Raw genomic sequence first — 22,398 nt, 5'->3', positions numbered from 1 at the left:
TATGCACCCGTTACGACATACGCTTCATGACGAACTGCACGCCCGCCCTTCCCTGTACTTCAGCGAGCCGGCTTATGTTTTTCACCTGGCCGTCATGGGCTGCGACAGTGAGCGACAGGCACTGCTCAACAGCCTCTACGACGAACCGGTCAGTAGTGAAATCCCCCAAGGCATCACCAGGCTTGACGAGCATTGGCTGAAATGGGAGCGACATGCCGAGTTCTTTACCCTTACTTACGTCGTCACCGCGACCACGGATCGCCCGCACTGGACTTCCTTGCCTGAGGCCCTGGCTGCAAAGATCAGCCCTTACACCCAGCTGCTGATCAACAGCGCGCAAATTGTGGTGCGCAACCATGACTCATGGGAGGGAGATCATGCCGCCTACGGATTCAAGGACCCTTGCGGCTCGTCCATCGGGGGTGGCGATGCGGCGGTGTGGAGCGACTTCCGGCTGAGCGAATGCGGTGAAAACAGATTTTTGTTCATCAACACTCACCTCAACGCCTACCGCCAAGGTCGAATGATTCGCCGGCTACTTGAGATTGAAACCTATCGCATGATGGCCTCGCTTGCACTTCCAACAGCGAAGCAATTGAGCTCGCAACTCGATGCCTTCGATAGAACCCTGGTCGACCTGTCGGAGCGAAACGCTGCGCCCGACTCCAGCAATGCAAAAAAACTGCTTTCAGAAATTGCAACGTTGTCGGCCAAAGTCGTCAGTCTCTCAGCCAGGCACCGGCATCGCTTCAGTGCCACACAAGCTTACGCGCAGCTCGTATTCGAACGACTGGCAGAATTGCGGGAGAATCGCGCAGGTGACTACCAGCGCCTGGGCATCTTCATTGAGCGACGCTTCAAACCGACGGTAAGGTACTGCGCCGTGACGGAACAACGGCTCGATGTGCTGGCCAAGAGCGTGGCCAATCTAGGTGACCTTTTGCAGGCGCGCGTACAGGTCGAGATGGAAGAACAGAACGCCGAAATCCTGAAAAGCCTGAACGCCCGGGCCGATGCTCAGATCAAGATTCAGCGGGCGGTTGAAGGCCTTTCCATTATTGCCATCACGTACTACGTGCTGAGCTTGCTGAAACTGCTGTATTCGGGCGCCCATCTGCTGGGAGTGAACTTGTCACCAAGGTCCGCCGTGATTGTAATTGCGCCCGTCGCAGCACTCATACTTTTGCACATACTGATGCGGATTAGAGCCGTAAAACATCACTGAATCGTACTGGAAACTGCTCAATGCGGCATTCGGGAGGGTACAAAATTCAGCGTGAACCTGGAGCGCTACGGAGCGCCGCATGTCGCGCTTCTGTTCATGCCGGTGATAGGCAACAGCGTTCGCACGGCAGCGGACGTCGGTATGTATGCGCAAACGTTGCTTCTTTCGCTGACAGCTCATGGTTTCGCGGGCATCCCTCAAACCGTGCTGGGCTTTTACCCGCACACCATCAGGCAGGCCTTGAGCATCCCTGACGACATGAAGCTTCTGTTCGGCATCTCTTTTGGCTACGCCGATCCAAACGCCCCGGGTCTGCAAATCGACGTGGGGCGAGCGCGTTTGGAAGAGAGTGCGGTCTTACATCACTAACGACTCGACGCCCACCGATGCCCTTTTGGATCAGGCGCTATCCCCCGCGAATGAGCCAGTCAACATCGTTGGCCCGATAGGGCTCGCTCATTTCTCGGGCGCTGCGCCCGCGAGCAAACGCTGAGGATGAATACTCATATGACTCGTTTGTTCGCGTCCTATACGTTGAAAAACGTCACGCTACGAAATCGGATCGTCGTATCGCCGATGTGTCAGTACATGACCAGGGACGGAATACTCGGTAACCCGGGTCCGCCAGCGCACTGCCTTACATGCCCTCTGCTCCGCATTTACCCATTGCGATGACGACCGCCGACATCAAGCGTACTCAACAGCATTTTTCCGATGCCGCTGGCCGCGCCTTGCGTGCAGGCTTTGAGTGGCTGGAGCTGCACTTCGCTCACGGTTTCCTGGCGCAGAACTTTCTGTCCCGCCATTCCAATAACCGAACAGACCAGTACGGCGGTTCGCTTGAAAACAGGGCCCGCTTTTTACTTGAAACGGTGGCTGAGGTTAAAACGGTCTGGCCGGAGTCATTACCGCTGACAATTCGTCTGGGTGTTTTTGAATTCGACGAACACGCCGAGCTTTCATTCAGCGAATCGATTCAAGTGCTTAAGTGGCTGAAGGAAGCAGGCGTAGACCTAGTCGATGTAAGTCTAGCGAGCTCAACTCCCGGCGAGCAGGTGCCGTGGGGGCCCAACTTCATGGTGCCCTACGCTGAAAGAGTCCGGCAGGAAACCGGACTCCAGGTCGCTACAAGCTGGCACATTAAGGGGGCTCAGGACGCGGATACCTTCATTCGCGAGGGCAGACTTGACCTGGTATTCCTTGCCCGTTCTCTGCTGGCAAATCCGCACTGGGCTTTCCATGCCGCCCGCGAACTAAAGATCGACGAGTCGGAGGCTGTTTTGCCCACGCCATATGCCTATTGGCTTAAACAATGGGAATTGACATGAGTGAGTGCACAGCATTTCTTAGCAATCGCACTCTCTACCGATCAGCTGCTTCTGGCCGGTTTCTGCCTGTCGCGAAGGGCAGAAATCGGCCGATTCTGTTGAAAAAGTAGCTCTCCTGTCTGGCCTGCGGCAAAATCTCTGCATTGGCCAGCAGGGAAGCACGCAGCATGATGGGACAGTTATCGAGTGGGCAGGAGCGGCTGTTTTACTCGTTCAACCTTGAAGATCACATTCCAGCCAATCACCTTCTGCGCAGCATTGATCAATGTCTCGATCTGAGCGACCTGCGCCATTACCTCGCCGATTTCTATAGCCCGATTGGGCGTCCGTCGATTGATCCCGAACTGATGATCCGCATGCTGATCGTCGGCTATTGCTACGGCATTCGCTCAGAGCGGCGGTTGTGCGAAGAGGCCCATTTGAACCTGGCATATCGCTGGTTCTGCCGGTTGAGCCTTGAAGACGAAATTCCCAATCACTCGACCTTTTCCAAAAATCGACACGGCCGTTTTCGGGACAGTGATCTGTTTCGCTGGTTGTTTAATGAAGTGCTGCGTCGCTGCATGGACGCCGGTCTGGTCAAGGGCGAAGGCTTTGCCGTGGACGCCAGCATTATCAAAGCGGATGCGAGTCGGCAGCGCGGCGTACCGGGAGATGAACCGGTCAACTGGAGCGATCCATCCCTGAGCACCCGCGCCGTGCGTGAGTACCTTGAGGGACTAGATGAAGAGGCTCTGGCCGAAACGCTACCGAAACGCTACCGAAGCGCCTGTCGCTGACGGATCCTCAGGCTCGCTGGACCGCCGCTCCAGGTGGCCCAGCGTTCTACGCTTACTCCACGAATTATCTGATCGATACCGAGCACGGCGTGATCATGGATGTGGAACCCACACCGGCTCATCGAACTGCAGAAGTCGAGAGCACCAATACGATGATCGATCGGGTCGAAGCGCAGTTCGACATCAAGCCGGAACGCCTCATTGGCGACACTGCTTACGGCACCGCGCCGATGCTGGCCTGGATGGTGGAGGAAAACGACATCGAGCCGCATGTGCCGGTGCGGGACAAAACTGAGCGCAAGAACGACAGCTTTTCGAGTAACGATTTCCACTGGAATGAAGAGGCTGAGGAGTACCGCTGCCCAGCCGGCAACCCATTGCGCAGCGAATGGCGAGCCTTCAAGAACGAGCGTTCGCACGTCACCAAAGCCAACACCATCATCTTCCGATCCCGGCAGGCCGACTGCGTTGCCTGTCCGATGAAAGCCAAGTGCTGCCCAAACACTGCGTTCCGCAAGATTGCTCGCAGCGTCCATGAAGCCGCTCGTGAGGTGGCTCGGCGCATCGCAGCGACGCCGGCATATCAGCGCTCTCGCCACGAGCGTAAGAAGGTCGAAATGTTGTTTGCTCACCTCAAGCGCATCCTGAAACTGGATCGCTTGCGGCTACGTGGCATGAGTGGCGCGACCGACGAGTTCACGCTGGCCGCTGCGGTGCAGAACCTGCGACGGCTGGCCAAATTTTCATCTCAAGGGCCACCAGTCACGGGATAGGTGCGCCTGCACCAAGCAAAAAAACTCAAATTAACCCACTAGCAGAGCAGCAAACGTCACCGAAGGGCCGAAGAACCACTCAATGTGGTGAGTAGGCTCTCCGGTGGTGGTCGTGCCTGAGTTCAGGCCATTTGAAAATCCGACTTTTTCAACAGAATCGGCCAAAAGCGGACGGTCGATTATTTACTATCGAACGCGAACGTTAAGCCTGATTCTGTGCCATATAGAATTCTGCATGGGGAATTGAGTATGTCCTTGCTAAGAGCGCTTGGGCGTCCTTTAAGGCAAGTCGCCACCTCCCTCTCTTCTGGGATTGATGAACAAACCTCATGAACCCTTGCCGATCTACCCGTCTAGTCTCCACTCGTTAGCTGGCTTACTGTTTCCCAACGCAAACGTCGGGAGATCGAAATGCACAAGCGCACACTCGGAAACAGTTCACTCGAAGTGTCAGCCCTGGGCTTGGGTTGCATGGGCCTGAGCCATGGCTACGGCCCGGCGACTGACACACAACAAGCCATTACGCTGATCCGTTCGGCGGTTGACCGAGGCGTTACGTTCTTCGATACCGCCGAGGTTTACGGCCCGTACCTGAACGAGCAAGTGGTGGGTGAGGCATTGGCGCCAGTTCGCGATCAAGTGGTCATCGCCACCAAGTTTGGCTTCACCTTCGGTGCCGACAATAAGCAGCAGATTCTAAATAGTCGCCCTGAGCACATTCGACTCGCCGTCGAAGGCTCATTGCGCCGACTGAAGACTGATTTCATCGATTTGCTTTACCAGCATCGGGTTGACCCGGACGTACCGATTGAAGACGTCGCCGGTGTAGTGAGAGATCTGATGGGCGAAGGCAAGGTCAAGCACTTCGGCCTGTCGGAAGCCGGTGCGCAAACCATTCGCCGTGCACATTCGGTGCAGCCAGTCACGGCGCTGCAAAGCGAATACTCATTGTGGTGGCGTGAGCCTGAGCAGGAAATCCTGCCGACGCTCAAGGAGCTGGGGATCGGCTTCGTGCCGTTTAGTCCACTGGGCAAGGGTTTTCTCACCGGCACAGTAGCGGCCGACGCCACATACGGCAGCGACGATTTTCGCAGCATCGTGCCGCGCTTCAGCCAGTCGGCACTGCAAGCCAATCAAGGGTTGGTGGCGTTGATCCGCCAGATCGCCGCGCAAAAACAAGCGACACCGGCGCAGATTGCGTTGGCCTGGTTGCTCGCGCAGGCGCCGTGGATTGTGCCGATTCCCGGGACGACCAAATTGCATCGCCTGGAAGAAAACCTTGGCGGCGCGGACATCATCCTCGACGCGGCCGAACTCCAGTCCATTGACACCGCACTGGCGCAGATCCGCATCGAAGGCGAGCGTTATCCCGAGGCCCTCAAGGCGCGCGTCGGGCGATGAACAACGATCACGATCCGCTACGGCGCACGGTCATCGCCGCACTGGCGAGCGCCCCGTTGCTGTCACTCGCCGACACGCAAACCGCCAGCGAAATACCACGATCAGGTTCACGAATTCTGGTGGCGTATTTTTCGCGCTCCGGCAATACCCGCGTGGTCGCCGGGCTCATCCAGCGTGGATTGAGTGCCGACCTGTTCGAGATCCGCTCGGCCAAAGCCTACCCCGAGGATTATCTGCAAACCGTGGAGCAGGCGCGTCAGGAGCGCGACAGTGGCTTCGAGCCCGAGCTGGAAAGCAAGGTTCACGCTATGAGCGACTACGACACGATTTATCTCGGCTTTCCGATCTGGGGTGAGACCACCCCGCCTATCGTGCGTACTTTTCTGAGCGCCCACGACCTGACGGGCAAAACCCTCATCCCCTTCACCACCCACGGTGGTTACGGCTTGGGCAATAGCCGCAGCGTCCTCGAAAAGTACGCGCCCAAGACTAAGGTGATGGAAGGTTTTGTGATGGAGGGTGAGCAAGAGCGCAAAACCATGGAGCGCGTGAATGGCTGGCTGAGCGATAACCACCTTACGCGCTAATCGATTTCTGGATTGGAGAAGCACCATGAAAACTCGCACGTTGGGCAACGGCCTGGAAGTTTCCGCACTGGGCCTGGGCTGCATGAGCATGACCTCCGCCTACGGGCCGGCCGCCGACAAACCGAGCATGATCAAGCTGATTCGCTCGGCCCATGAGCAAGGCATCACTTTGTTCGACACCGCCGAGGCGTATGGCCCATTCGCGAATGAAGAGTTGTTGGGCGAGGCCCTGCAACCGATCCGCGAACAGGTGGTCATCGCCAGCAAATTCGGTTTCGATATTGACCTGGTCACCGGCGCACGAGCCGGCGGCACCAATAGCCGACCTGAGCATATCCGCGCCGTGGCAGAGGCGTCGTTGAAGCGTTTGCGCACTGATCGCATCGACCTGTTTTATCAGCATCGCGTTGATCCGCAAGTGCCGATTGAAGATGTGGCCGGAACCGTCAAGGAGCTGATCGCCGAGGGCAAGGTCAAGCATTTCGGCCTGTCCGAGGCCGGTGTGCAAACCATCCGCCGGGCACACGCCGTGCAACCGCTAACAGCGGTGCAGAGCGAGTATTCGCTTTTCTGGCGTGGCCCGGAGCATGAACTGCTTGGCGTACTGGAGGAACTGGGTATCGGCTTCGTGCCGTTCAGTCCGCTCGGTGCTGGTTTCCTCACAGGTCAGATCGATGAGAACACCCAATTTGACGCCAGCGATTTCCGCAATTTTGTCCCGCGTTTTTCACCTGAGGCACGCAAGGCTAATCTGGCGTTGGTCGACGTGGTGAAAGCCGTCGCTGAGCGCAAGCATGCAACACCTGCGCAAGTAGCACTGGCCTGGTTGCTGGCGCAGAAACCATGGATCGTGCCAATCCCGGGCACGACCAAACAACATCGACTGGAAGAGAACCTGGGCGCGGTCGAACTGGAACTGACCGGCGATGATCTGCGCGTGATCAATGAGCAGATGGCGCAAATCCAGGTGCACGGTGAACGCCTGCCGGAATCGGCGCTAAAGATGACCGGGCTCTGAGCCTTGCCACCGCTGCTCCGGGCTCGGAGCAGCTTCACTGTCTGACCGGAATTCATTCGATGAACCGATTGATTGCACCTCTCGTTGCCTTGTCGCTTTTGAGCGCAGAAACCCAGGCCGCCAGCGAAATCCGCATCACCCAGAATGGCGCTCAGCCCTCGATCAAGGGCGCGGCGGAAAACTTCACTGGCACGGTCCGTGTTGATGGCCTGTTCAAGGGTGATCTGCCGGCGCGCATCGGCGGCGGCACGGTGACCTTCGAACCGGGTGCGCGTACCGCGTGGCACACCCATCCACTGGGACAAACGCTGATCGTTACCGCCGGGGTTGGCTACGTGCAGCAAGAAGGTGGTCCGCGCCAGGAAATCCGTCCGGGCGATATTGTCTGGATACCGCCGAACACCCGTCACTGGCATGGCGCCACCGCCAGTAACGGCATGACCCATATCGCCATCGCAGAAGCCGAAGACGGCAAGACCGTGACGTGGGCGGAGAAAGTCTCGGATGTGCAATACGCCGAGCAAACGCAGTAAATGAAGTTACGGAATGTGTCGAAACCGTAGCGCGACACCTTCGCGGTAAGCCATCAAAACACCTCAAGCCCCCGTGTTTGTGCGGCGACGCCAGATTTTCAGCGGCAATCGCAAAAACGACTCATGAGCCCTGCTCAGGAGTCCTTGCGCAATATCGGGGTTAATCACCACAACCGTCCTCCGTACGATCCAGTGACACCGCAGTGACCCAGCAATGCACGGAGCCTTTCACGATGACCACTGAAGCAAGCAAGTCCCACCCCCATCCCGCGCTGATGGCGCTCTGTCTGAGCCTTGGGGTGATGTTCAGTGTTACCACTCAAGCAGCCGAGGCATTGCAAGCCATGACCCGCACACAAGCCAGCACAGAAACACTGTCGAGCCAACAACAGGCTATTCCCCTGATTGCAGCGTTTATGGCGACCAGCGACATGCCCAACCTCAATGCAGCCCTCAATCAAGGCCTCGACGCCGGCCTGACCATCAGCGAAACCCGTGAAATTCTGGTGCAGCTCTACGCCTACGTCGGCTTCCCGCGCAGCCTTAATGCCTTGAACGAACTGATGAGCGTGGTGCAAGCGCGCAAACAACGCGGTATCGACGATGCGCCGGGGCGTGAGCCAAGCCGGGCGATTCCAATCGGTGATGAACTGCTGGCGGCGGGCACCGCGAATCAAACAAAAATTTCCGGTGCCCCGGTCAAAGGCCCGGTGTTCGAATTTGCTCCGGTGATCAACCGGTTTCTGCAAACCCATCTGTTTGGCGACATCTTCGAGCGCGACAACCTCGACTGGCAAAGCCGCGAACTGGCGACCGTCGGCGCGCTGGCAGCGACGCCGGGTGTGGAATCGCAATTGCGCTCGCACATGCTGGCGAGCCTGCGCGTCGGGCTCAGCGCCGCGCAGTTGCGCCAAGTCACCGAGCAGTTGAAAAAGCACGGTGATGCACAGACTGCCGAACGTGCAAACACGGCGCTGACCCAGGCCCTTGAAGCTTCGGGAAAATAACATGAAACCTGCAAAACACTTGCTCGGCATCACCCTGCTCAGCCTGTTGGCAGCCTGTGCGAGCCCGCCCGATGGCTCAGGCCCTTTACTGATTCAGGCGCAAGGCAGCTTCGCCGCCGGTGGAACAATGACCACTGCGCCGGGCACGTTCAACCCGCGCAAGCCGATGGCTCCAGATGGCCAGACCTATCACGGAGACCATGCCTACACCTTCTACCAGATCCCGGTCGATGCGCGAAAACTGCCCATCGTCATGTGGCATGGCGCGGGCCAGTTCTCCAAGACCTGGGAAACTACCGCCGATGGCCGCGAAGGATTCCAGAACATTTTCCTGCGCCGCCATTTCGGTGTGTACCTGATCGACCAGCCGCGACGTGGCGATGCCGGGCGCAGCATGGTCGAGGCCACGGTCAAACCGACGCCGGACGAGCAGCTATGGTTCAACCAGTTTCGCATTGGCTTGTGGCCCAACTATTTCAACGGTGTGCAGGTAGCTCAGGACGCGCAGGCGCGCGAGCAATTCTTCCGGGCAATGACACCCAACACCGGGCCGTTCGACATGGGCGTGGTCTCCGATGGTGTGTCGGCGGTCTTCAACAGAATCGGCCCCGGCATCCTGTTCACGCACTCGCAAGGTGGCGGACCGGGTTGGTTGACCGCGATCAAGAACGACAAGGTCAAGGCCATTGTCGCCTTCGAGCCGGGTAGCAGCTTCGTCTTCCCGCAGGGTCAGGTACCCGCGCCGATTCCCAGCGCGTTCGACACGGTGCAGGGTGCTGCCGTGCCAATGGATCAGTTCATGGCGCTCACGCGCATTCCGATCCTGATCGTCTATGGCGACAACATCCCGGAACAAGCCGTCGACTTGCCCGCGCAGGACAGTTGGCGCGCCCGGCTGAAGATGGCCCGGCTCTGGCGCGATGCGGTCAACCAGCACGGCGGTGACGTGAGGCTGATCCATTTGCCGGAGATCGGCATCAAGGGCAATACCCACTTCCCCATGTCCGATTTGAACAACGTGCAGATCGCGGATCTGGTGTCGAGTTTCCTGAAAGAAAAGCATCTGGACTGACCAGGGCTCACATCCACTTTTTTAACTGCCCTTCTTTTGATTGCTCAGGAGTTTCACGTGATAAACACCTTTATGAAAGCCACGCTCATGTCAGCGCTGGTTGGCCTCTCTGCGGGCGAAGCCGGTGCTGCCGACTACAAAAAAAACCCGTTCACCCTGGCCTACGACGGTGCCATAACCAAGAACGAGCCCGGCAAGGTCAACATCCATCCGGTCAGCTACAAGCTCAATGGCCTAGACATCGCCGCCAATGTTTATACCCCAGCCAACTACGATGCGAAGAAGGTCTACCCCACCGTCGTGGTCGCGCATCCGAACGGCGGCGTCAAAGAGCAGGTCGCCGGTCTGTACGCCCAGCGCCTGGCCGAACAGGGCTATATCACCATCACCGCCGATGCGGCCTACCAGGGCGCCAGTGGCGGACAACCGCGCAGCATCGACAAGCCGGCGTATCGCATCGAAGACATCCATGGCATGGCCGATTTCATCACCCAGTATGCCGGCGTCGATGGCACACGCCTGGGCTTGCTCGGCATCTGCGGCGGTGGGGGTTACTCGTTGGCCGCCGCGCAAACCGACAAGCGTTTCAAGTCGCTGGCAACCATCAGCATGTTCAACTCCGGCCGGGTGCGCCGCAACGGCTACAATGACTCGCAACTGGACACCATTCAACAACGCCTGCAACAGGCTTCCGCTGCGCGTGCCCAGGAGGCGGCTGGCGGCGCCGTGCTCTATTCGGGTGACGCCAACCTCACCGACGAGCAGATCGCGAAGCTGCCCTTCGAACTGTACCGCCAGGGCTACGAGTACTACTGGAAAACCCACGCGCACCCGAACTCGACCTTCAAATACACCACCAGCAGCCTGTTGGACCTGATGCGTTTCGATTCGACCAACCAGATCGAGCTGATCAATCAGCCATTGCTGATGATCGCCGGCAGTAAAGCCGACAGCCTGTACATGACCCAGGATGCATTTCCCAAGGCCACCGGCACCCAGGATAAGGAATTGTTCATCATCGACGGCGCCACCCATATCGAAACCTACTGGGTCCCGCGTTATGTAGACGCGGCAATGGGCAAGCTGACAACGTTCTACGCACGAACCCTTTGATGGGCTCTTTGGGGGTCGCGTATCCATGCGGAACCTGCTTACATGGAATAATCACGCGCCCCCCATGAGAGGTTCTCATCAATGTCACGCGCCAATCTCAACGATCTGCAAGCCTTCGTGGTCATTACCCGCGAAGGCAGCTTCACCCGCGCGGCGGCGCAGCTGGGCGTCTCACAGTCCGCACTCAGTCACACCATGCGCGCCCTCGAAACCCGGCTCGGCGTCCGCTTACTGACGCGAACCACCCGTAGCGTATCCCCTACTGAAGCGGGCCAGCGGTTGTATCAAACCATGGCGCCGAGGTTCGAAGAGATTGAGCTGGAATTGGCCGCTGTCAGCGAATTCCGTGATACCCCGGCAGGCAACGTGCGGATTCAAGCCTCCGAACATGCCGCCAACAACATTCTTTGGCCCAAGTTGCTGAAGGTGCTTCCCGACTATCCGGACATCAAAGTCGAAATCACCGTCGACTACGCCCTCTCCGACATCGTCGCCCAGCGCTACGACGCTGGCGTGCGTCTGGGTGATCAGGTGGCCAAGGACATGATCGCCGTTGCGATTGGCCCGCCGTTGCGCATTGCAGTCGTGGGATCACCCGAGTATTTCAAACAGCGCCCAGTGCCGAAGGTGCCGGGTGATCTGGCCGCACACAATTGCATCAATCTGCGCCTGCCCACCCATGGAAGCCTGATGCAATGGGATTTTGAAAAGGATGGTCACGAACTCAAGGCGCGCGTTGAAGGACAATGGACGTTCAACAGCAGCGTGCCGATTCTGCGTGCCGCCGTTGCGGGATGTGGGTTGGGTTTCCTTCCGGAAGATATGGTTGCCAAGGAGGTTACCGAGGGAAGCCTTGTGCGAGTGTTGGAAGATTGGTGCCAACCCTTTGCCGGTTACCATCTCTATTACCCCAATCGCCGTGAACATTCATCTGCGTTTGGCGTTGTAGTTGAAGCGTTGCTATACAAGCGCTGAGTCATCGACCATCAAGCCGTCTCAATTTTACCCCCGTCCAACAAACCCGCGATTGAGCAGATGCTTTGGATCGATTGCAGTCGTGGACGAACGGCTGCAATGGGTCGTTCTCTGTCAGTCATGACCACAAAAGCCCCCCACACCATCATTAAGGAAAATGAATGCCACTCATCTCACAACGCGTAGAACTGGCCCGCAACGGCGCCAACGATAAAGTCATCTGCCGAATGGCCTCAGGCTGGGCAGTGATGGGCGATGTGCAGTTTCTACCGGGTTACTGCCTGCTGCTGCCCGACCCGGTCGTTGCCAGCCTGAACGATCTGGATGCCGAGGCTCGCACCACTTACCTGCTCGACATGGCCCGGATCGGCGACGCAGTTTTACAGGCGACCGGCGCCCTGCGCATGAACTATGAAATTCTGGGCAATACAGAGCCGGAACTGCACTGCCACATCTTTCCCCGTTATGCCTCGGAGCCGGAACACAATCGCAAGATGCCCGTTTGGTTTTACGACTGGAAAACTGCGATCGCTTACTCAGAGGAAACCCACGGGGATCTGCGTAAAAAAATCGCTGTTTTGCTGAATGGCTAAAGCGGATCAGCTCGAATGACCTGAAGCAGGCCCGCTTGGCGACGTCTAAGCTGTTGCGATTGAACCTTGTCCGCCAAGGAGCTTTCCATGAGCGCCTCCCTGTCCGAGCTCGATGCCGCCCTGCCCGGTTTGACCCGCAAGATCCGCGTGCTGGATGCCTTGGCCTGGCCGGATGGCATCGAGGAAGACTTTCTGGCGAAATGGCGCGCTGGACGTGCGCAGTTGCCCAACGTCGAGCTTCGCTGCCGCGACCACAGCACCGATATCGCCGCTCTGGAGGACTTTATCGGCCGTTGCGATCCGGGCCATCCGGCCAGTAACTATCTGGCCATGACCGCCCGTAGTTATGCCACCGCCGGACGCATGCTCGGGGCCATCGGCACGCCCGCGTTTACTCAATATTCATCGGCGCTGTACCGGCGCCCGGACTTTTATTACACCAACCAGAAACTGAGCATGCTGGACGCGGCGCATTTCTTCCTCAAGACCACCGACGCCCTGCTGGGTGGGGCGCGGATTCCGCCGACCCAGGCCGATATCCCGGCCGATGTTTTTGCCGACTGGATACGACCGGAACTGGACCGGTTTTTCGGCGCGGGGCGGATCACGGTGATACTCGATTCGACCCTTGCCGCCAAAGCCATCGCCGGGGCGAGCCGTATCCGCTTGCGGGCCAGCGCGCTGTTCTCGGAACTGGACAAGAATCAGTTGTTGCAGCACGAAGCTTTCGTGCATGTCGCCACCGCACAGAACGGTGCGCTGCAACCCAACCTCAAAAGCCTCGGCTTGGGAGCGCCCCGCACGACCCAGACTCAGGAAGGCATTGCCACCCTGGCCGAGTTGTTCACCGGCAGCATGGACATCAACCGCCTGCGGCGCCTCGCCTTGCGCGTGCTGGCGGTCCAGCAAGCGCTGGATGGCGCCGATTTCATTCAGGTGTTCGAAGGTTTTCTGGCGGGCGGACAAACTCAAGAAGAGTCGTTCCGCTCGACCCAACGGGTGTTCCGTGGTGCCGACCTGCAGGGCGGATCGGCGTTCACCAAAGATGCTGCGTACCTGACCGGCCTGCTCGGCGTGCACACCTTGTTGCGCATTGCGATCCGCGATAACCGGCCAGACCTGGTGGGCCATTTGTTCGCCGGGCGCCTGAGCCTGGGCGACACGGTACGCCTGGCACCACTGTTCGAATCCGGCTGGCTCCAGGGGCCGACCTACGTTCCCGCCTGGGCCTCTGACCTGCGCCTGCTTGCCGCCAACCTGGCCTTCTCTGCCTTCATCGCCCGGATCAATCTGGATGCGCTCGACCTGCAGGTGTTCATGGCCTTTGCAGACGAGCATGAAAGCGATGCCAGTGCCCAATAACCACACTTCACGAACAACGGTGACCGGACATGAACGATAAAAAAGAACTCATCAGCCTCGATGAAGACATCTGCGTTCATGTGTTTACCGCGTCGGCCGCGATGGTAGGCGTGTGCATTACGGTGATCGGGATCTTCCAGGTCGTTTCAACGCTTAGAAGTGCAGACTCGCTGGGCGATGACTTTCTTGCGGTGAATGCCATCCTGTATTTGATCACGACCCTGCTTTCGTACTGGTCGTTGCGTACCAGAAAGGTGGCCCGCAATCATTTCCTGGAAAAGTTGATCGACATTCTTTTTCTGACCGCGCTGACTTGTACGACCGGGATCGCGGCATTTATCACGTGGGCGATTACCTTCAAATAGTATCTTGGCTGGAAGTCCGGGCTTGGGCCCGGACTTACGCCACTACCGACCTGTTTTTATAGACCTGGCAACACATCAGCCGGCACGATCGCCCCGCCCTTCATCACCACGGGAAGGGTTTCAAGCACTGAAATGTCAGCAATCGGATCGCCATCGACGGCGATCAAATCGGCGAAGCGACCCGCACTCACGGCGCCTACGTCCGCCTGCCAATTGAGCAGGTCAGCCGCCACGACGGTCGCGGACTGAATCGCCTGCATGGACGTCATACCGTACTTCACCATGTACGCGAACTGTTTTGCGTTGGTGCCAATCGGATAAACCCCGGCGTCCGTACCATAGGCAATTTTCACCCCGGCCTTGACCGCTTTGCGAAAGGCCTGGCGCTGTACGTCGGTGGTTTCGGTGTTCTTGCGCAAGTAACTTTCGGGCCAGTTTTCCTTGCGGCCGACTTCATCGATGTAGTCGCCGTTGTAGATATCCATCACCAAATACGTGCCGTTGTCCTTCGCCATCTTGATGCCTTCATCGTCCAGAAGCGACGCATGCTCAACGGACCTGACGCCTGCGCGAATGGCGGCCTTGATCCCTTCCGCACCATGTGCGTGGACCGTGGCATAGCTTTTATGAACCTTGGCTTCCTGGACGACGGCGCGCATTTCTTCTTCGGTCATTTCCATTTGGCCGGGTTCGGTGCCTTCGGCTAAAACCGATCCGGTGCCCATCATCTTGATAGTGTCTACGCCGTGCTGGAACAGGTAGCGAGTCTTGAGTTTGGCGTCATTGGCATCGCGGTAAACACCCACGCGCATATCGGCCGGAATCTCCACCCCCGGCGCAAATCCCGTCACCTCGCCGCCACCGCCGGCAACGGTAATGTATGCACCCACCACATTCATCCGCGGCCCCAGCACGCGGTTTTCATTGATCGCATCCCGCAGCGCGACATCGGTGAACGCTCGATAGGTGCCCAGGTCGTGCACCGTGGTAAAACCTGCGCGCAAGGTTTGATAGGCATGCTTGGCGCCCATCAGCGCGACGTCTTGCGGCGAATGCAGGAGCGGCTCAGCCACGTTGTTGGTCATGTCCCAATCGGAGATGTGCGTGTGCATGTCGATCAACCCTGGCAACACGGTCCTGGATGACCAATCAATCACTTTGCTATTGGCCGGCGGTGCACTCCACGGTTCCACTGCAACGATGCGTTCACCCTCGATCTTGATGCGTTGATCGTTCAGCACCTTGCCTTTCTCGACATCCACCAGACGGCCCGCATGGACATACACGGTATCGGCGTGCGCGGACAACGCCATGCAAGAAAGTGTGACCGCCAAGGCGATGCATTTGACCGGAAAGTTCTTCATGTGAAACCTCTTGTTTTTATTGGATTCAGATGTGCACATCAAAAAAGATCGAACGGGTATTCGGTAATTATTCGAAGTTGCTTAACGCTGTCCCCGGTAAATGATTGGTCGGCATAGCGCACGCGTACCGACAGGTTCTTCAGGGCGCCGCTTTCCACGACGGTCTTCAGGTCGATGTCTCGTTCGATCTGTTTGTCCGAATGGGCGAAGTAGGCGTACAGGCCTTCCGGATCGACTTTTTCATTATCGATATCGAACCCATAGACATATCGAAAGCTGAGCGTTGTATGTAAGTAGCCTGTACTGCCAAAGTCATACGCATAACCGAGGCCTACCGACTGCTCACCCGGCCCGTTGAAGTCGCTATATTGCGAAGAGTTGGCCAGGTAGATGGAGTCCATGTAAGTGCCATCTGACGCCATCAGGTAATCAAACGGCTGGCTGCCATGGATTTTTTGATAAGACAGCGTGAAGGTGTGTGGACCGATTCCGTATGAGGGCGCCAACGACCAGGCCGTGACGTTTATCGCACCAGCATTGGCATTCCCTTCATCAAGTGAGCGATACAGATTGAGGTCGAAACTCAGCGATTGCTCTTCCGTGAGCGCGAAGCTGTAGTTCGCATTCATGTAGTACTGGCGCCATAAATCCTCTGCACGGGAGGCATAAAACGCGACGCTACCCTCATCCACAGGCTGATACGTCAAACCGGCGTAGTCCACGTTGCCGGCGTCTACTCCGGCGTATCCGGCCATGAATCCGCCATCGTGGCCGGTGCTTGTATAACCCCTGGATGAATAGAAGTGCCCGACATCAATGCTGACTTTGTCAATGTCATCACTTAACAACTGGATGCCTCTTGTGGTCATCGGCATCAATCGCAAGTCAGGCGTTGCGAAGACCGGATTATAGGGACGCAGGTCGCCATACTTGAGCACCGTATTCGACCATTTCATCTTCACCGCCGCATTGGCCGTAGACGACTCTGTTCTTTCCCCATCGCCATCGGCGGGAAACATGCCCGTGCCCACGGTGCCGCGCCCACCATCCAGCTTGTAAGCGGTATAGGCACTTGCATCGATGCCAAAACCGATTTCGCCTTGGGTGAAGCCGGACTTATAGTCCATCAAGAAACCCTGTCCCCACCCGATTGAATCCGGATAGTCGGACAGTGAGTTGCGGTTGAAATACATGTTGCGTGCAAGGATCGTCGCGGCTCCACCCTCGACAAAACCTTCCTGGGTTTCATCAGCCTGCGCTTGCAGTGAACTTGCGGACATTGAAAAAACCAACAGGCCAAACACTGAGCGCTTCTTCATTAAAGGCCTCAAGGCTTTGATTGTTATTATTTTATGAAAACGCGGGTACGACGTATTTTTCAGGTCTCGGAGACTGAAAATGTATTGGCGTTACTTGGGAATTTTGTGACCAGAAAATTGATGAGGCCGGCCCGATCAAGGCTGGCCTCCTAACAGCCTTAATCGGGTTTGAAGCAATAGGCGGCCAGTTTGTTGCCGTCCAGATCGCGGGCATACGCGGCATAGGCGTTCGGTGCCCAGCCACGTGGCCCCGGCAGACCTTCACACGTACCGCCAGCGGCCAACGCTGCGGCGTGAAAAGCGTCGATGGCGGCACGCGTGGGCGCCTCGAAGCTGACGGTCACACCATTGCCGACGCTGGCGGGTGCCCCGTCAGCCGGTTTCAGAACGAAGAAGGCCGGTGCATCCTCGCCCCAGATAGATCCGTTTTCGCCGAGGTCCGCGAGACGTTTATGGCCAATTTCGCCCAGTACGTTGTCGTAGAAGTTGCGGGCTTTGCTCAAATCATTGGTGCCGACGGTGACGTGGGTAAACACACTCATTTAATGGCTCTCTTTTGTAAGAACGAGGTGAGTTGGCGTTGCTGTTTCGCCTAAGAATGTGCCCCGGACATTTGAAAGAACAGTGATGTATCTGCATTAATCCTATGTGAGGAGCGCATAGAAACTTCAGCCGCCCTAAAAAACAAAACGCCCGATGCAATGCATCGGGCGTCAGGCTGAATCGAATGTAAAACGGGTTGGGACCCGCCAGCTATCAACTGGACAAGGCAGCCACTTTGGCCCGCGCCGCGTGCAGCTTTTTGTAGCTGTCGATCAAACGCAGATGACGATCGAGCCCTTCCAGCTTCATGCTCGTCGGCATCAGGCCATGAAAACGCACGCTGCCGTTCACCGAGCCGATCGCTGCGTCGATCCGCTCGCTGCCGAACATCCGGCGGAAATTGACCTCGTAGTCTTCCAGTTCCAGGTCTTCGTCCAGTTCCATCTCCAACACCGCATTCACAGCCTGGTAGAACAAGCCGCGCTCGACCGTGTTGTCGTTGTACTGCAGGAACATTTCCACCAACTCTTTCGCCTCTTCGAATTGCTGCAAGGCGAGATAGATCAGCAGTTTCAATTCCAGGATCGTCAACTGACCCCAAGCGGTGTTGTCGTCAAACTCGATGCCGATCAACGTGGTGATGTCGGTGTAGTCGTCCAGCTCACTTTCGACCAGGCGCTCCACCAGGCTCTTGAGTTCGGCTTCGCCCAGGCGATGCAGATTCAGGATGTCGGCGCGGAAGAACAACGCCTTGTTGGTGTTATCCCAGATCAGATCGTCGACCGGATAGATTTCCGAATAATCCGGCACCAGGATGCGGCAGGCCGTTGCACCGATGTGCTCATACACCGCCATGTAGGCCTCTTTGCCCATGCCTTCGAGAATGCCGAACAGCGTCGCGGCTTCCTCGGCATTGGAATTTTCACCCTGACCGGAGAAGTCCCACTCGACGAATTCGTAATCCGATTTGGCACTGAAGAAGCGCCACGACACCACGCCGCTGGAGTCGATGAAGTGCTCGACGAAGTTATTCGGCTCGGTCACCGCGTGGCCTTCAAAAGTAGGCTGAGGCAGATCGTTCAGGCCTTCGAAGCTTCGGCCCTGCAGCAACTCGGTGAGGCTGCGTTCCAGTGCCACTTCAAGACTCGGGTGCGCGCCGAACGAGGCGAACACGCCGCCGGTACGCGGGTTCATCAACGTGACGCACATCACCGGGAATTCGCCGCCCAGCGATGCGTCCTTCACTAGCACCGGGAAGCCCTGCTCTTCCAGCGCCTGAATACCGGCCAGAATCCCCGGGTACTTCGCCAGCACCTCGGTAGGTACATCCGGCAGGGCAAATTCGCCTTCGATGATCTCGCGTTTCACCGCGCGTTCGAAGATTTCCGACAGGCACTGCACCTGCGCTTCGGCCAGCGTATTACCGGCACTCATGCCGTTGCTGAGGTACAGGTTTTCGATCAGGTTGGACGGGAAATACACCACCTCGCCGTCTGACTGGCGCACAAACGGCAGCGAAACAATGCCGCGCTCTTCATTGCCGGAGTTAGTGTCGTACAGATGCGAGCCGCGCAGCTCGCCGTCGCGGTTGTAAATCTTCAGGCAGTACTCATCGAGAATCTCGGCCGGCAGCGCATCTTTGGGCCCCGGCTGGAACCAGCGCTCGTTCGGGTAATGCACGAACGGGGCATTGGCGAGTTCTTCGCCCCAGAACTGATCGTTGTAGAAGAAGTTGCAGTTCAGTCGTTCGATGAATTCGCCCAGCGCCGAGGCCAACGCGCCTTCCTTGGTCGCCCCCTTGCCGTTGGTAAAACACATCGGCGAGTGCGCATCGCGGATATGCAGCGACCACACGTTGGGCACGATATTGCGCCACGAAGCGATTTCAATCTTCATGCCCAGGCCGGCCAGAATGCCCGACATGTTGGCGATGGTTTGCTCCAGCGGCAGGTCCTTGCCGGCGATATAAGTGCCTGCCTCCGAAATGGAGGCTGGCATCAGCAACGCCTGGGCATCGGCGTCGAGGTTTTCCACTTCTTCGATCACGAACTCAGGCCCGGCCTGAACCACCTTTTTCACCGTGCAACGGTCGATGGAACGCAGAATGCCCTGGCGGTCCTTATCGGAAATATCTGCCGGCAGTTCGACCTGAATCTTGAAAATCTGGTTGTAGCGGTTTTCCGGGTCAACGATGTTGTTCTGCGACAGGCGGATATTCTCCGTGGGAATATTGCGCGTCTGGCAGTACAACTTCACAAAGTAAGCCGCACACAACGCCGACGAAGCCAGAAAGTAATCGAACGGACCCGGTGCCGAACCATCGCCCTTGTAGCGGATGGGTTGGTCGGCCACCACCGTGAAGTCGTCGAACTTGGCTTCAAGTCGAAGGTTGTCGAGAAAGTTGACCTTGATTTCCATGCGGGATTACCAGAATAACGAGCTAAACGAATGGCGGCCATTATCCGGCTTTTCAGCCGCAAGTCTTGTGCTTTTCGGCGGTGACCTCTGACCGGTCCTATGCTTTCCTCCAACCCTCCGCGCTGGACATCGACATGCCGACCCTCGAAACCACTCTCTTGCAAAGCTGGCATCACAACGCCCACAACTGGATCGAAGCCGTGCGCAGCGGCAGTATCGAAAGCCGTCGCCAGGTCACCGACCAGGCGGTCCTGCTGGCGGTGCTGAGTCGCCAGCCCGAGCGCGTGCTCGACCTGGGTTGTGGTGAGGGCTGGCTGTTGCGGGCGCTGGCCGACCGGGGCATCCATGGGGTGGGTGTGGACGGCGATGCGACGCTGGTCGAGGCGGCAGAGGCGACAGGCACTTCGCCGGTGCATCTGGCGAGCTATGAGGCGTTGGTGGAGGCAAAAGTGGACATCGGCCGCGATTACGACGTGATCTGCGCCAACTTCGCCCTGTTGCACCAGGACATCATTCCCCTGCTCGCGGCCATGAACGCCCTGCTCGCCCCCGGCGGCGCGCTGGTGATCCAGACGCTGCATCCGTGGGCCGCAGCCGCCGGCGATTATCAGGATGGCTGGCGGGAAGAGACCTTCGCCGGATTCAAGGGGCGGTGGCAACCGATGCCGTGGTACTTGCGCACCCTGTCCAGTTGGTTCACTGCGCTGGACATGGCCGGTTTTCAACTGACCGGCCTGCGGGAGCCGCAGCACCCGCAAAGCCCGCTGCCGCAGTCGTTGCTGCTGGTGGCCGAGCGACGCAGGTAAGTATCAGTTGCCGCGCCCCGGCAGCATGCCCTTGAGCACCTCGTCCTTTTCAACGAAGTGGTGCTTGAGCGCCACCAGCACATGACCGCCGATCAGGGCGCCACACAGCCAGGCCGTATAGGTATGAATTGCCTTTGCCAGGTCGTACAGGCTCTGGTCGGGATCGACCAGCGGTGGCAGTGCGAACAACGCCGCCACCATGATCGGTTTATCCGCGACCGAGCTCCAGTACCAGCCCGACAACGGCAGCCCGATCAATGCCACGGCGTAAAGCAGCAGGTGCCCGACATACGCGCCGCGCTTCATCATGGGGCTCATCGAATCCGGTAGCGCCGGCGCCGGATGACTCAACCGCCAGGCGATACGCGCGACGATGAGAAACAGCAGCGTGCTGGCCATCGCCTTGTGCAGGAAGGTGAGCTCATGGTGAGCGTTGAATTCATCGCGCCAGTGGGTTGCCACGATACCGATGACCCAGGCTGCCAACCAGATCAGCGCCATGCCCCAGTGCAACCATTTTGCGGGGCCGGTGTAGTTTCCTTCCTTCGCCATCGCGAATTGCCTCTGAGCAGGGATAGTGGCGAAATTATCGTGGCGTCGCGGCATCAAAAAAAGCAGCGAATTGTTGGTTAATCAGATCGAGTTATTCGATGGTACTAGATGGATTAAACCGGAAACATTCAGAAATTAATGATGAGTCGATTTGTGGGTGAGGCGTGTGCCGGTGTTCCGCCAAGCGTCACCAAACTGTCATTCGCGCCTGATAACGTCTTCGCGTTTACCCCAAGGTGACACGTCAGGTGTACTCAAGCACGACTCGCAAACAGATCATCCTCAGGTCCGACGACATGAGCAGCGACGACTTTGGCGCGCTGTTCTGCAAAATGTTCGGCAACCTCTACGCCGACACACCGCCGCTGCCGAGCGGCATCATCATCGGCGGCGTCTACGGCAGGCACGAAGGCGTGAGTTTTCGCCGCATGTATTACCGTGGCGACTTCAGCGTTGACTTTCCTGCCCCGCTGGACGAAATCACCTTTGTCATCCCGTCGACCGGCAAAATCACCTTCAATCACGCCACACAGTCAGTCGGAGTTGCCCAGGTCGGCCTGGCGATCGACAAGGCCGATGTCCGCTCGATGCACTTCAGTGACGATCATGCCCATTACGGGGTATCGATCAGGCGAGCGCTGTTTACCGAGCGACTCTCGACGCTGCTGGGCAGGCCGATCCTCGACAAGTTGCGTTTCGAGCCGGTGGTGGACCTCAATGCAGCGGCTTTCCAGGGCATCAAGGCCTTGGTGGAACTGGCCACCGGAAGCGAATTCGACCTGCTGATGAACACGGGTTCGCTGATGCCCTCGCGCCTTCAGGAAATGCTGGTTGATGCGGTGCTGGAAGCCTGGCCCCACAACTTCACGCAAGCGCTCAAACGCCCTGCCCCGCAAATAGCGCCACGGCATGTGAAGCAGGCCGTCGAGTACATTCAAGAGCATCCCGACAACCTGGTCAGCGGCACCGACCTGGCACGGCTAAGCAATGTCAGCCTGCGTGCGTTGCAGGATGGTTTTCAGCGGTTCATGGGTACTTCGATCGTTGCCTACCAGCGGCAAGTACGCCTGGAACGTGCCTACACCGAACTTGCCCGCGGCGCCGCACCTTCGGTCACCGATGTGGCCCTGCAATACGGCTTCAGCAACGTCGGCAGGTTTTGCCAGTATTTCCAGACAGCCTACGGCGTCAGTCCGGCTGACGTGAGAAAGGGTTTGCGAATGCGACATCCAGGCTGATTGTCACCAACCGATGGGAGCGAGCAG

The 22,398-nt window shown here is 58.0% G+C and carries 21 protein-coding genes and 1 pseudogene; 17 read left to right on the top strand and 5 right to left on the bottom strand.

Annotation, left to right across the window (positions count from 1 at the left end; all coding sequences use genetic code 11):
• Nucleotide 1 precedes the first annotated feature (1 nt).
• From ACNYC6_RS26830 to ACNYC6_RS26760, 15 genes and pseudogenes are all read left to right on the top strand, one after another.
• Nucleotides 2-1,225: a DUF3422 domain-containing protein gene (locus ACNYC6_RS26830; protein WP_419709932.1), complete on the top strand. Its 1,224-nt coding sequence runs from the start codon at nt 2-4 to the stop codon at nt 1,223-1,225.
• A 51-nt stretch (nt 1,226-1,276) separates the two neighbouring features.
• Nucleotides 1,277-1,594 (top strand): nitroreductase family protein, encoded by a 318-nt coding sequence (locus tag ACNYC6_RS26825; protein ID WP_419709931.1) that lies wholly within the window; start codon nt 1,277-1,279, stop codon nt 1,592-1,594.
• 272 nt (nt 1,595-1,866) lie between these two features.
• Entirely contained in the window at nt 1,867-2,553 is a 687-nt protein-coding gene (locus ACNYC6_RS26820) for a hypothetical protein (protein ID WP_419709930.1), read from the top strand.
• 167 nt (nt 2,554-2,720) lie between these two features.
• Nucleotides 2,721-4,105, top strand: a pseudogene (locus ACNYC6_RS26815) (IS1182 family transposase).
• 411 nt (nt 4,106-4,516) lie between these two features.
• Nucleotides 4,517-5,506: an aldo/keto reductase gene (locus ACNYC6_RS26810; RefSeq protein ID WP_419709929.1), complete on the top strand. Its 990-nt coding sequence runs from the start codon at nt 4,517-4,519 to the stop codon at nt 5,504-5,506.
• Complete coding sequence (locus tag ACNYC6_RS26805; RefSeq protein ID WP_419709928.1) at nt 5,503-6,093, top strand: flavodoxin; 591 nt, start codon at nt 5,503-5,505, stop codon at nt 6,091-6,093. Before ACNYC6_RS26810 ends, ACNYC6_RS26805 begins: the two co-directional genes overlap by 4 nt.
• A gap of 25 nt (nt 6,094-6,118) precedes the next feature.
• Complete coding sequence (locus tag ACNYC6_RS26800; protein ID WP_419709927.1) at nt 6,119-7,111, top strand: aldo/keto reductase; 993 nt, start codon at nt 6,119-6,121, stop codon at nt 7,109-7,111.
• Between the two features lie 59 nt (nt 7,112-7,170).
• The gene (locus ACNYC6_RS26795; protein WP_419709926.1) at nt 7,171-7,644 is read left to right on the top strand and encodes a cupin domain-containing protein; all 474 of its coding nucleotides are present in this window, start codon (nt 7,171-7,173) and stop codon (nt 7,642-7,644) included.
• 233 nt (nt 7,645-7,877) lie between these two features.
• Entirely contained in the window at nt 7,878-8,651 is a 774-nt protein-coding gene (locus ACNYC6_RS26790; RefSeq protein ID WP_419709925.1) for a carboxymuconolactone decarboxylase family protein, read from the top strand.
• 127 nt (nt 8,652-8,778) lie between these two features.
• The gene (locus ACNYC6_RS26785; RefSeq protein WP_419713017.1) at nt 8,779-9,723 is read left to right on the top strand and encodes an alpha/beta hydrolase; all 945 of its coding nucleotides are present in this window, start codon (nt 8,779-8,781) and stop codon (nt 9,721-9,723) included.
• A 72-nt stretch (nt 9,724-9,795) separates the two neighbouring features.
• Nucleotides 9,796-10,836, top strand: a complete 1,041-nt coding sequence (locus ACNYC6_RS26780; RefSeq protein WP_419713016.1) for an alpha/beta hydrolase — start codon at nt 9,796-9,798, stop codon at nt 10,834-10,836.
• Between the two features lie 81 nt (nt 10,837-10,917).
• Nucleotides 10,918-11,811 (top strand): LysR family transcriptional regulator, encoded by an 894-nt coding sequence (locus tag ACNYC6_RS26775; protein WP_419709924.1) that lies wholly within the window; start codon nt 10,918-10,920, stop codon nt 11,809-11,811.
• A gap of 161 nt (nt 11,812-11,972) precedes the next feature.
• Nucleotides 11,973-12,404: an HIT family protein gene (locus ACNYC6_RS26770; protein ID WP_419709923.1), complete on the top strand. Its 432-nt coding sequence runs from the start codon at nt 11,973-11,975 to the stop codon at nt 12,402-12,404.
• An 87-nt stretch (nt 12,405-12,491) separates the two neighbouring features.
• Nucleotides 12,492-13,766 carry a tyrosine/phenylalanine carboxypeptidase domain-containing protein gene (locus ACNYC6_RS26765; RefSeq protein WP_419709922.1) on the top strand — a complete coding sequence of 425 codons (1,275 nt, stop codon included), beginning with the start codon at nt 12,492-12,494 and terminating at the stop codon, nt 13,764-13,766.
• A 29-nt stretch (nt 13,767-13,795) separates the two neighbouring features.
• Nucleotides 13,796-14,131 carry a hypothetical protein gene (locus ACNYC6_RS26760; RefSeq protein WP_419709921.1) on the top strand — a complete coding sequence of 112 codons (336 nt, stop codon included), beginning with the start codon at nt 13,796-13,798 and terminating at the stop codon, nt 14,129-14,131.
• A gap of 56 nt (nt 14,132-14,187) precedes the next feature.
• On the opposite strand, the gene ACNYC6_RS26755 is transcribed toward ACNYC6_RS26760, so the two are convergent.
• The 4 genes from ACNYC6_RS26755 to ACNYC6_RS26740 all read right to left on the bottom strand — a co-directional run bounded on the left by ACNYC6_RS26755 (nt 14,188) and on the right by ACNYC6_RS26740 (nt 19,775).
• Complete coding sequence (locus ACNYC6_RS26755; protein WP_419709920.1) at nt 14,188-15,495, bottom strand: amidohydrolase family protein; 1,308 nt, start codon at nt 15,493-15,495, stop codon at nt 14,188-14,190.
• Nucleotides 15,496-15,533: 38 nt separating this feature from the next.
• Nucleotides 15,534-16,814, bottom strand: coding sequence for an OprD family outer membrane porin (locus tag ACNYC6_RS26750; protein WP_419709919.1), 1,281 nt, complete (start codon nt 16,812-16,814; stop codon nt 15,534-15,536).
• A 158-nt stretch (nt 16,815-16,972) separates the two neighbouring features.
• Nucleotides 16,973-17,356 (bottom strand): VOC family protein, encoded by a 384-nt coding sequence (locus ACNYC6_RS26745; RefSeq protein ID WP_419709918.1) that lies wholly within the window; start codon nt 17,354-17,356, stop codon nt 16,973-16,975.
• Between the two features lie 214 nt (nt 17,357-17,570).
• Nucleotides 17,571-19,775, bottom strand: a complete 2,205-nt coding sequence (locus ACNYC6_RS26740) for an OsmC domain/YcaO domain-containing protein (RefSeq protein WP_419709917.1) — start codon at nt 19,773-19,775, stop codon at nt 17,571-17,573.
• A gap of 134 nt (nt 19,776-19,909) precedes the next feature.
• Here ACNYC6_RS26740 and ACNYC6_RS26735 point away from each other — a divergent pair, with 134 nt between their 5' ends.
• Entirely contained in the window at nt 19,910-20,581 is a 672-nt protein-coding gene (locus ACNYC6_RS26735; RefSeq protein WP_419709916.1) for a class I SAM-dependent methyltransferase, read from the top strand.
• 3 nt (nt 20,582-20,584) lie between these two features.
• Here the strand turns inward: ACNYC6_RS26735 and ACNYC6_RS26730 are convergent, their stop codons facing one another.
• Complete coding sequence (locus tag ACNYC6_RS26730; protein ID WP_419709915.1) at nt 20,585-21,133, bottom strand: cytochrome b; 549 nt, start codon at nt 21,131-21,133, stop codon at nt 20,585-20,587.
• A gap of 296 nt (nt 21,134-21,429) precedes the next feature.
• Here ACNYC6_RS26730 and ACNYC6_RS26725 point away from each other — a divergent pair, with 296 nt between their 5' ends.
• Nucleotides 21,430-22,371, top strand: a complete 942-nt coding sequence (locus ACNYC6_RS26725; protein ID WP_419709914.1) for an AraC family transcriptional regulator — start codon at nt 21,430-21,432, stop codon at nt 22,369-22,371.
• Nucleotides 22,372-22,398: the final 27 nt, after the last annotated feature.

The organism is Pseudomonas sp. NFX224 (genome assembly GCF_048565165.1).
Classification (GTDB): Bacteria; Pseudomonadota; Gammaproteobacteria; order Pseudomonadales; family Pseudomonadaceae; genus Aquipseudomonas.
The sequence above is the reverse complement of the archived record's forward strand: the minus strand, read 5'-3'. Positions and strand labels throughout refer to the sequence as shown.